At 34.7% G+C, this 4,102-nt stretch carries 3 protein-coding genes; all 3 read right to left on the reverse strand.

The window, feature by feature from the left end:
- Positions 1-2,155: adhesive domain-containing protein (locus FC36_RS10115; protein ID WP_082614609.1), on the reverse strand; the 2,155-nt coding region annotated here is incomplete at its 3' end.
- Positions 2,156-2,243: 88 nt separating this feature from the next.
- The gene (locus tag FC36_RS10120) at positions 2,244-2,627 is read right to left on the reverse strand and encodes an IS30 family transposase (RefSeq protein ID WP_056986898.1); all 384 of its coding nucleotides are present in this window, start codon (positions 2,625-2,627) and stop codon (positions 2,244-2,246) included.
- Positions 2,605-3,267, reverse strand: a complete 663-nt coding sequence (locus tag FC36_RS10125; protein ID WP_056986900.1) for an IS30 family transposase — start codon at positions 3,265-3,267, stop codon at positions 2,605-2,607. Before FC36_RS10125 ends, FC36_RS10120 begins: the two co-directional genes overlap by 23 nt.
- Positions 3,268-4,102: the final 835 nt, after the last annotated feature.

Here is a 4,102-nt window from a genome sequence, read left to right on the forward strand (position 1 = left end):
TTTTAGCTTGTGCTTGATAGTTAAAGCTGTCTTTGATATCCATTGTAATAGTTGCCTTATCTTCAGAACCATCTGAGTATGTCACTGTTACTGGGATTTCAAAGCTACCGACTGGAGTACCAGCTGGTACATTTACCCTTACTGTACCTGTTGTTTGGTCAACATTACCTAATGTTACACCTGTTGGTAAATTACTATCATCAACGGTCAGTTTCGCACCTGTTGGTAATGATTGGATTTCTTGACCACTAGCATTTGTTATTTTCGGTGTTACACTCACATCGCTTGCTTTGGTTACGTCTTTAGCTGGGTAAGTAATACCATATTGGCTAGCTTCTTGAACCTTGATGTATAAAGTAGTTCTTGAGCCCTTCTTGTTGTTGTTTAATACACTTAAATCAATGGCATCTGATTCAGCCACCGTTCCTAAGAATTGACCACCATAAACCGTATCGTCAAGGGTATTTCCTTTAAGACCAGCATTATCAACTGTTACTGGTACACTAACAGTTGCCGTATTTAAAATTGCTGCTCCTAAAATTTCATTTAATAAATTACCAGTTGTACTTAATACCCCTTTATCACCGTTAATTAATGTATTTAAGGTCTTAACTAAGTTAAGTTGAGTTGATGGAATGGTTACTTTTAAACCATTAGCAGATAAGACGGGGTTAAGATCATCACCAATTCCAAGAATTGATAATACTTTATTTACACCTAATTTATCAACTAATCCACCTAAAGTACTTACAGTTCCACCAAGAAGGTTACCTACTGTACCAGTAAGTCCACTTAAAACTCCACCTAAGACAGGAATCTTGCTTAGAGCACCATTAAGTTGTCCTGCAATAGTTGAGTTATTTTCCATATTGCTCATCAAATCAGCAGATGAAACCGTCGCGGTAATTTTTAAATTACCTAAATCTTTAATAATATTATCTAAAATACCTTTAACGTGGTCAGTCGCAATTTTACCAATTTCTTGTTGAAGATTTACTTCTAAATATTGATTACCTTGTTCATCAGTTTTAATTGTGACTGGTGCATCTAAATTACCATTATTAATATCAAGTACTCTTGAATTAGGGTCAACATTACTTTGACTACCTTTTAAAAGGTTTAAATTCTTTATTACATCGTCAACACCATCGACACTAACTTGTAATTTACCGGCAGTTAATAAAGAAAGTAAGTTACCTAATAAACTGTTATCGTCATTACCAATAAGCTTATCGACAACAACACCAGTACCATTAAGAACACCATTTAATAAATCTGTTACTGGTTGTAAGACTGTTAAAGAGTTAACTGGTAATAAGAAACTTACTTTCCCAGTTGCATTACCATTTGTTGTAATCTTATCTTTTAGTCCCTCTGGAATTTCAATGACAACAGACTTATTCGCCCCTTTCAAAAGGTTGACATCAAGTACACCTTTACCATCAACCACAAAAGTTGCATCCGTACTAGTTAATGGATTAGTTGCTTCATTACCACTTTGATCTGGTGAAGTTACACTCGTGTTAACGGTTGATAATACTTGGACATTTGCTAATGAAACACCATTACCTGATGTAGGTGTACCAACACTAGAATCTACTGTTGCATCAGTATTTGAAGAGTTCTTTACCGTTGTGTCAGTATTTGTAGTTTGAATAGTATTAGTTGCTAGTAAGTTGGTACTTTTTTCACCACCAAAATTAGTTGGGTCTTCAACTGTTGGTGCTACATATGTTGCCACACTTGGTGAAGCTTGCACTTTCGCTGTGGTTTCTTGAGAAACACTTGAAACACTTTGGCTTTGAGCAGTTACTTGACTACTTACTTCTGATGTTGCGGTTTCTTTGGTTGCTACCGTCTGTGTGCTTGAAATAATTGTATCTTGGCCAAATTGTACCGTTGAAACTTGTTTTTTCCCTAATTCAATTTTTTCATCTGTTAGTTGGGAATTATCATTTTCAATTTGCTTATCAGATGAATAATTTGCATCTCCATCTACACTATCCGCATGAACTAATCCTGTATTAGCAAGACCTAAAGATAAGAAGACTAGAGGTGCTACTAACCAGCGACCCTTAGCCTTGTACATCTTATAACGTTTCTTAATTTCAGGCTTTTCTACTTTTTTCTTCAAACCTAACTTTTTCCTTGTCATACTTCTTTCTCTCCTTTTAATTATGAATATACAACTCAAATTGCAAATATAAGTTAGCCACTTTATCTCAAAAAGGTACTTCTTGATTCTAAGAAGTAAGTGAAAGTACCTCATTGTATAAGTAAACAGATTCGGCAGAATAACCACCTAAAAGCTTTCGTGGGTAATCATTGATTGCATCTTCTACGAATTGAATGTAATCATCAGTATATGATGAAATGGCAGTACTTTTATGGATAAATCGTCTAATAATACGAATTACATTCTCATTTGAACCACGTTCACTTGGAGTGTATGGAGTCGCATAATAAGTGTTACTGTGAACTTCTTGAAGGCGTGAAAATTCTAGTCCGTTATCTGAGGTTAAAGACTTGAAAGTCTGATAGAACGTTTTTTCACCCATGCTAGACTTCAACTCTTCGAGTTTCTTATTAACGGATTCAGAACTCTTATCTTTGATACGAAAAATCATAGTATAGCGAGATAGATAAACGGTCAGTTAAGACCATTAAAACGTTGTCCATAGAGGCTTTCTTGCCAACGACAGTATCAATTTCAAAGTGTCCAATTTCAGAACGACTATCAATGTAAGCAGGACGTTCATTAATACTGCGCCCCAATACACGTTTAACTGAAGCCTTTGAAGATTTATGGTTATTCTTACGGGTGGTTTTAGACATTAAATCAACGTTTTTAGTCTGCATAATACCTTTATCAATCCAAGTGTAAATAGTACGTTCACATGGAATAAATTCCGTAGGAATTACTTCTTCAAGCTTTGGAATTGTAGCATATGGTGAGTACTTAATACCATCAACTTTACCCAGGAATAAGCTATCTAATTCCGCTACAATTTCAGGAAAAGACCAATAAATAGGTTTTCTTCCACATTGCGATTTATTAGACGCATAACGAATTTGTCCAACTTCTGCGTAATATTGTTCGTTGTAATAGCGGTATTCTTTACCATTAGCTTTCTTTTGTATCTGCTTAATGGTTTTTACCCATCCATGCTTAACCTCATTATTAATGGTTTGAGGGACCCTATTGCGCTTCCTAGCGATTTGACGGTTAGATAAGCCCATTTCTTTGTAGGCTTGAATTTGTTCCACGCTCTTGAATCGTTAAATGAGTTCCTTTTTGAGGGTGATTTATTACAATTTGTGTGTTATCATTAACCAATGTCATAAGTACTTTAACGTGCCTTTCATTTGTTTTGTTTGGTTATTTTACTAGGTGGCCCGCTTAATTTTACATCTCAACTCATGAATATACAACAATAAATAAAGATATATTTTAATTAGTTTTTTTAGATTTTTTTAATTTTTTTACACACTTTTTTAAAAAGTATACTTTTGTTGCGAACAACTTTTCTTTTTAAATTCCTATTTTTATCAATTTTATATCGTTTTCAACCTTTTAAATTTAAGATACCTTTTCTCATTTTTAAAAAACATTTTTCAAAAAATATGTAACGAAAAATCAGTTAGATATTATTTAATATAGTCATAGAAACGATTTACATTATTTTCATTAAGTTATTACACTACATGTACAATTATCGTGTTAACAAAAGGCCCGCGAGCTCTCCTTTCGCGGGCCTTTTGTGTTAGGCTACAATTATTTTGGATACTTTTCAATAGTGCAGTAACATCGACTTCACCGATTTTTCCAACCTGAATCAAAAGCAAAAAATGGGTCGGTAATGGCTGCAAACTCATTTTTACATCAAAGCCAAGTCACGCATATTTTCTTTTTCGGCAATATCTGCCATCCTTTTCAAACACCACTTTTACATTATCCACTTAGTATTCCCAGAAACCCGTTACCTTAGTGGCGGTGTAGTTCGTCAACTACCCCCGAACAAGTTCGGGGGCTTGTAACTCACGATACTTGCGTGTCAGTAGTTCAAACGGTTAGGCAAGCCTAATCTCCTACATTGATGTG

Origin of the sequence: Ligilactobacillus equi DSM 15833 = JCM 10991 (assembly GCF_001435735.1) — a bacterium.
GTDB lineage: Bacteria > Bacillota > Bacilli > Lactobacillales > Lactobacillaceae > Ligilactobacillus > Ligilactobacillus equi.

What these genes read in the sequence shown, in the direction of transcription:
- FC36_RS10120 (WP_056986898.1), bottom strand. Translation starts at nt 2,627, where the DNA reads ATGATTTTTCGTATCAAAGATAAGAGTTCTGAATCCGTTAATAAGAAA.